This is a genomic window from Streptomyces chilikensis, assembly GCF_001642695.1.
GTDB lineage: Bacteria > Actinomycetota > Actinomycetes > Streptomycetales > Streptomycetaceae > Streptomyces > Streptomyces chilikensis.
Genome location: NZ_LWCC02000179.1, coordinates 23105 through 29618 on the forward strand (window position 1 = coordinate 23105; position 6514 = coordinate 29618).

The following is a 6514-nucleotide window of genomic DNA, read 5'->3' on the forward strand; positions in this document are numbered from 1 at the left end:
TAACGCCCCTCTCCCTAGGACCGGGCAGTCTGACGGACTCAGACGCTTCCGGTCCAGCCCCGCACCGGCTGGTGCAGGCCCAGGTTCTCGTAGATCTCCAGTGTCGCCGTCGAGTTGTTGAGCGTGATGAAGTGCAGTCCGGGCACACCCTCGGACAGCAGCCGCGCGCAGAACTCCGTGGCGAACTCGATTCCCAGCGAGCGTACAGCGGCCGGATCGTCTTTGGCTGTGAGGATCCGCTCTTTCAGCCGAGCGGGAATCACGGTGTTGCTCAGAGTCGGCAGCCTCTCCAGCATACGGACACTGGTGACCGGAAGCACCTCGGGGATGATGGGCGTCTCACAGCCGGCCGCCGCCACCTTGTCCCGGAAGCGCAGGTACGACTCGGGCTGGAAGAACATCTGGGTGATGGCGTAGTCCGCCCCCGCACGGCACTTGTCGGTGAAGTGCCTCACCTCCGTCTCCCAGTCGGGGGAGCGCGGATGCCCATAGCGCAGGCCACGCAGGAGTGGCGCAGCGGCCGCTGCCAAGTCGGACGAGTTGCTGATCCGTTGCCGGGCCGACGAGGACGGCAACGCAACTTGTCGGCCGAGTTGGAAGGCTGCCGCGACCCGCGCGGCTTTCGCTGGGCCGATGCCCGCCAGGCCGGCCGCCAACTCTTGGGCTGGGACCCTGGACAGCTCGTACAGTCCGCCGTGCCGGATGATCAGCTGACCGGCCAGTTCCACCGCGTCCTGCCCCGGCACCCCGGCGCCCAGCAACAACGCCAGCAGTTCTCGATCGGACAGGGCCTCGGCACCCCGAGCGAGTAGCCGCTCGCGCGGCCGGTCCCGGGCGGGCACGTCCCGCATGCGCACCGCCGTCGCACCTCCTCAGTCCACCGAGTCGTGGTCGATAGGCTCGGAGCCGGAGTCGGCTGCCACCGAAGCGTCGGGCGCAACGGCCGGCACCGGGGTGAAAGGTTCCGCGGCGTCGGCGCTCCCCGCCGCCGAGCCGATGAGTTCCATCAGCCTTCGGTGCAGCGTCTCGGAACGCGCACGAAGAAAACCGTCGTAGTCGTCGCGCAACGCCGCCTGGTAGGCGTCCTCCTCTATGAGGCATGTCCGCAGCCGCGCTCGCAGCTCGTCCTCGCCGTGCCAGTCGGCCAGGTCACTGAGGTAGGCAGAGGGCCGGCGGTCGGAGATCCAGTTGTTGCTGATGGCGCTGAGCATGATCAGGTTGCCGCAGACGTTGGCGCGCGCCGCGCTGACTCCCTCGCTCTTCAAGTAAGCGCGAGGGAAGAAATGGTGGAACTGCTTACTGTTCTGCCAGGAGAGGGCGTCAGCCACGTCGACGAGGCGCCCCGTGTTCAGGTCTCTCGGCTTCTCGTACGACATGAGCAGAACAAGGAGCTTGCTGGGGGAGTTCTGTCGGGAGAACTGAGCCCGCTGCCACAGGATGGCGCGAGGAAGTGCCGCGCCTGTCTCGATCTCCGTTGAGTGGCCCGCGGCGAACTCCGTGACCGCTGCCAGATCAGGGCCCATCTGCGACTCGCGCCAGCCCTTGAAGTACTCGCCGCTCGCAGTCAACCAGAACCACCGGGTCACCGCGTCATACTGGGCGGCCGTCGGCTTGGGCAGTTGCCTGAACAGCTCGACCAAGACGGCGAACTGGTTGTAGTAAGGCAGAGCCTCTGCCTGCGGGGTACCGATCTGCGTTGCCAGGAAGTCCACGGCACGCTCGGCGGCCTTGCCCGCCTCCGTGACTGCCGACCGGAGCTGGTTCTTGTCGAGGCCGCGCAATTCGTGGATGGACTTGGTGGAGAAACCGAACCCGGCTGCTGCCGAGATCGTCCGGAGCATGGTCTTCGCGTCGACCCGGCCGTAGTTCTTGACGTCAAGGACTTGGAGCAGTTGCTCGATTTCGTCCTTGAGATCGAAGTCCTTCGACCAGGTGCCGGCCCGGATCAGGTCCACGATGTCCATGGACGTGCCCGTGCTGTTGATCCGTTCGAAGATGCGGGCCGAGTCCTCCTCCGAGACGTCGAGCAGCGTGACGACCGGTACCTGGTAGTGGGCGAACTGATCGCTCAGCGCCTGGGCGCGTTCCTGCAGTTCCACCGGCGGGTTGTCGCGCCGGATCCACGACATCATCGCGCTGACCGAGGTCAGATGCCGTACCGGCATGATCTGCGGTCCCGCCGACGCCTCCTCTGTCAGGTGCAGGAACTCCTCACGTTCCAAGTCGTACGCGATATCCCATATCGGCCCGGTGCCGTGCAGAGCGCCGACCAGACTGGCGAGTCGTTGTTGACCGTCCAGGACGTAGTGCACCGGAGCTCCTTCGTGCTGCGGCACAGTATCCAGGCCCGCGACCTCGTGCCCGCTGGCGAGCTTGGCGGTGGTACGCCACATCAGGAGGCTGCCGATGGGATAGTTCCGGCGTACCGAGTCGAGCAGGTACAGGATCTGTTGCGGGGTCCAGACGAACGCCCGCTGGAACTTGGGTAAAACGATGTCGCCCGACAAGACCCGGCTTGCGAGCGAGGTGATGGGCGCGATCGTGGGCTCAGGTGCTCGCACCCGAGCCGCAGACGTTGATGATGTCCCCAACGCTTGTCCCCCTACTCTGAACGATCTCTACCGCATGCACGGCCACGCAGACGAGCGTAGGGCGTACCGCTGACAGTCGATCCTGAGGTTCCCCTGAACCCAGGGGCGGCGCACCACCCCTGGGCTCGTCGGGCCGCAGGGCGGGAGACGTCTGCCCCTGCGGCCGAGGACCCGGCTACCCCACCCGCGTCTTCGGCAGGTGCAGCGACGCGACCACCGTGAACGCGTCCGCCCCGGCCCCGCATAGCCCGACGCAACCAGCCCTTACGTGTGGCTCCTGCCCCGGGCTCGAACCTGCGGCGAACCGCCTACTTCAATCGCACTTGCGCTCGAATCGTGAGCTGTCCGCCCAGTCCCGCCCCCTGTTCCCATGTTCTGGGTCCCCCGCCGAGGGCACCGACCGGCGGCTGAGCTGCGGCCCCGTCTGCCCGCGCGCCGACAGTACGTGGACGGCCGAGACACCGGCGGCCAGTGCACAACCAGTGCACACTCGCGCGGGAACTTCCGGGAAAACCGCAGGTGGAAGCGGGAAGTCCGACCCCATATAAAACGGCCCCGATCCGGAAGTCTTCCCAGGTCAGGGCCGTAAAGGCAGACGAGTCGGGCTATACGCCGGGTTCTGTTCCATGAGACGTCCCACCGCGGCTGCCCCACTGCAGCCTCTGGCCGATGCAAGACCGTCGGCTAAGGGGCGTCACCCGTTAGGGGACCGTCGCGCTTGACTTGTTGGCGGGGTTGGAGCGTCCATGGTCGTGGCCGACCCGACGTAGGGGATCGCAGACCTTCGCGATGCCGTGCGCAGGTCGATCACGTCTGCCGGGTGACCGCGCTGCGCACGCGTCCGGCGGCATCAGCGGCTCGCTCAGCCGCACCCCGGCCGGGGACCTCACTACCCATCTCCGCCCCAGGAATTGAGGTGCCCACATGTCCAAGTCGACCACCGCCGACCGGCTCGAAGGGTTGGCTCCCGCCGTCATCGCCGTCTACACCCAACTGGTCGCGTTCACCGAGCCCGCGACGGTCGATCAGGTGGCGCAGACTGCGGAGACGCCGCGTTCCAGCACGTTCAAGGCGCTTACCGCGCTGGAGAAGCGCGGACTTGCTCAGCGGGAGCGCGGCGTGCAGTTCGGTCCCAAGCGCTGCCCCGACATTTGGAGTGCTGTCCACGAGGAGTCTCCGACACCCGCCTCGGCACCAGGAGAACTCGGAGGGAAGAACGAGCCGGTTGAGTCCGTCTGCGCGGAGTCGCCAGCTGGGGTGGGCACGAGTGCCGAGACCGTGGTGGAGGTGCCCCCGCAGCAGGAGGAAACCGTGTCGGAGCCGGCTTCGGTCGCCCTTGTGGCGGCGGTGCTCCCGGCGCAGGGCCTGTACGGCCCGCGGGCCGTACAGGCCGGTCCTACCGGTCCGGGATCAGAGACCGTGGTGGCTGGGGCGCGGGGAGGGAGCGGGCGGCTGGCGCACGGCGGGCTGCGGCAGCTTGTCATCGAGCACCTGACCGCTCATCCGGGTGAAGCGTTCACGGCCACCCGTATCGGCCGCGTGCTCGAGCGGTCCTCCGGGGCCGTCGCCAACGCTCTGGTCACGCTGACGAAGCAGGGCCGGGCCGAACAGGTCACCGAGCGGCCGCGTACCTACCGCGCCGTGCTGCCGGACCAGGCCGCATAACCGTCGGCCCGTGAGAGTACTGCTGGGCCGGCTCACCCGATGGGGCCGGCCCGGCAGCGCTCCTCTCGTGTCAATCCGCGGGTGGACGGTCTCCATACCAGGTGTGTCGGAACCATCGCCCTCGCGGTCCGTCGGGCCGCGCCCGAACCACGTCGTCCACGTGGCTCTTCCTGAGCACCCGGCGGAAGTGACCTTCCCGGTCGCCACCGCTCTGCTGCCCCTGCTGCGGCACCTGGCTACCGGCCCTCCCCTCCCCGACCACACCCCACCCGAAGGGACGACCAGTTCGTGATTCGTTTCGCGTTCGCCGGCCGCTGTTCCACCGAGGACCTTCAAGATCCCGAAGCGTCCCGGAACTGGCAGCTCACCCGGGCCAAGGCGCTGGTGGAGCCGGCCGGCGGTGAAATCGTTGCCGAGTATTTCGACATCGGCCACAGCCGCTCCCTGCCCTGGCAGCGCCGCCCTCGCGCCAACCAACTCCTGCAGGCGCTCCGTAACCCGCAGCGCGGGTTTGAGGCCGTGGTCATCGGGGAGCCGCAGCGCACCTTCTACGGCAACCAGTTCGGGAACACTTTCCCCATCTTCGTCCATTTCCGCGTTCCGCTGTGGGTGCCGGAGGTCGGCGGGCCGATCGACCCGGACAACGAGGCGCACGACCTCGTCATGTCCGTCTTCGGCGGCATGAGCAAGGGCGAGCGGAACCGGATCAAGATCCGGGTGCGGACCGCGATGAGTTCCCAGGTCCAGCTCCAGGGCCGCTACCTCGGCGGACGGCCGCCCTACGGGTACCGGATCGCTGACGCCGGAGTCCATCCGCACCCGGCGAAAGCCGCGACCGGCGCACGGTTGCACCGCCTCGAGCCCGACCCCGAGACCGCACCGGTCGTCCTGCGGATCTTCCAGAGCTACATCGACGGCACCTCGCCAAACGCCCTCGCCGCCACCCTCAACCGCGAAGGGATCCCCTGCCCCTCCGCGCACGACGCGGCCCGCAACCCCCACCGGGCCAAGACTGCCTGGCAGAGCGGCGCGATCCGCACCATCCTCCGCAATCCCCGCTACACCGGCCACGAGGTCTGGAACAAGCAGCGCAAGGAAGAGCAGCTCATCGACGTCGAAGAGGTCACCCTCGGACACCGCACCCGTATGGCGCACAACCCGGAGGAGAAATGGGTGTGGTCCAACGAGCCCGCCCACGAACCGATCATCACCACCCGCCTTTTCGAAGAAGCGCAAAAGGCCCGCCGCGAACGCTCCCTCCGGCACGGCGGCCGCCCCGAACGCGACACCGGCACCGGCACCGGCACCCGCCCTTACACCCTGCGCGGAAGGATCCGGTGCGCGCTGTGCGGGAGAAAGATGCAGCCCGCCGTCATCCGCGACAACGTCTACTACCGATGCGAGTTCCGCGAGACCGACCAGGCCCTCCACCCCGGCCTCGACCACCCCCGCACCATCTACCTCCGCGAAGACACCATCACCCCGCACCTCGACCGGTGGATCGCCCGCGCCTTCACTCCCGACCGGCTCACCACCACCCTCACCGCGCTCACCCACGCCACCGTTGCGGCAGCCAAGGTCGCTGCCACCGGCACCCCCGGAGAGGACCACGCACGGCGAACCCTGAAGGACTGCGACAAGCGCCTCGCCCGCTACCGGGCCGCACTCGCCGCCGGAGCCGACCCCACCGTCGTCACCCAATGGATCAACGACGCCCAGAACGACAAACGCACAGCCCTCGCGAGACTCGAAGAAGCCGAAAAACCACAGACGAGCGCAGCCAGCGGGGCCAACAAGAACCCGAAGATCGAGAAGCCGCTCACGGAGAAAGAGATCATCGAGATCGCAAAGAACCTCGGAGACGTCGCACAACGGCTACAGAGCGCCGAACCTAAGGCCAAAGCAGCTCTCTACGAAGCCCTGGGCATCACCGTCAGCTACGAAAACGCGACGAGGACCGCGACCGTCAGGTCGAGGCCCTCGCATACGTATCGTTGGAGTATGTGTCCGAGGGGGGACTTGAACCCCCACGCCCGATAAAGGGCACTAGCACCTCAAGCTAGCGCGTCTGCCATTCCGCCACCCGGACCAGGTGTCTCGCCGCGTCGGGGCGTTCCCCTCGGCGACGTGGATAACCATACCAAGGATCGGCGGTGGGTTTCACCTGCATATCCGCTGGTGGGCGACGTGCAGCGGGGAACGCACGGAGAGTGATGGCCGAGGGCGGGTTGGGGCCGGGCGGCGCAGGTCGGTGCCGC

Annotated in this window: 3 protein-coding genes, 1 tRNA gene and 1 pseudogene; 2 read left to right on the plus strand and 3 right to left on the minus strand. The window is 67.6% G+C overall.

What is annotated here, in order from left to right; genetic code table 11:
* Positions 1-38: 38 nt before the first annotated feature.
* Positions 39-839, minus strand: a pseudogene (locus tag A2U95_RS33630) (methylenetetrahydrofolate reductase); the annotation flags it as partial.
* 33 nt (positions 840-872) lie between these two features.
* A complete protein-coding gene (locus tag A2U95_RS30890) occupies positions 873-2507 on the minus strand; it encodes a GmrSD restriction endonuclease domain-containing protein (protein ID WP_166029168.1) in 1635 nt (544 codons plus the stop codon).
* A 1008-nt stretch (positions 2508-3515) separates the two neighbouring features.
* Between A2U95_RS30890 and A2U95_RS30895 the strand changes: the two genes are divergently transcribed.
* Complete coding sequence (locus A2U95_RS30895; protein WP_166029169.1) at positions 3516-4256, plus strand: TrmB family transcriptional regulator; 741 nt, start codon at positions 3516-3518, stop codon at positions 4254-4256.
* Between the two features lie 288 nt (positions 4257-4544).
* Positions 4545-6296 (plus strand): recombinase family protein, encoded by a 1752-nt coding sequence (locus A2U95_RS30900; RefSeq protein ID WP_166029171.1) that lies wholly within the window; start codon positions 4545-4547, stop codon positions 6294-6296.
* Here the strand turns inward: A2U95_RS30900 and A2U95_RS30905 are convergent.
* Positions 6261-6345: transfer RNA gene (locus tag A2U95_RS30905), tRNA-Leu, on the minus strand. The two genes, A2U95_RS30900 and A2U95_RS30905, sit on opposite strands and share 36 nt — an antisense overlap.
* Positions 6346-6514: the final 169 nt, after the last annotated feature.

Coding starts and splice junctions, on each gene's coding strand:
- A2U95_RS30895 (WP_166029169.1), top strand. CDS start 3,516: ATGTCCAAGTCGACCACCGCCGACCGGCTCGAAGGGTTGGCTCCCGCC.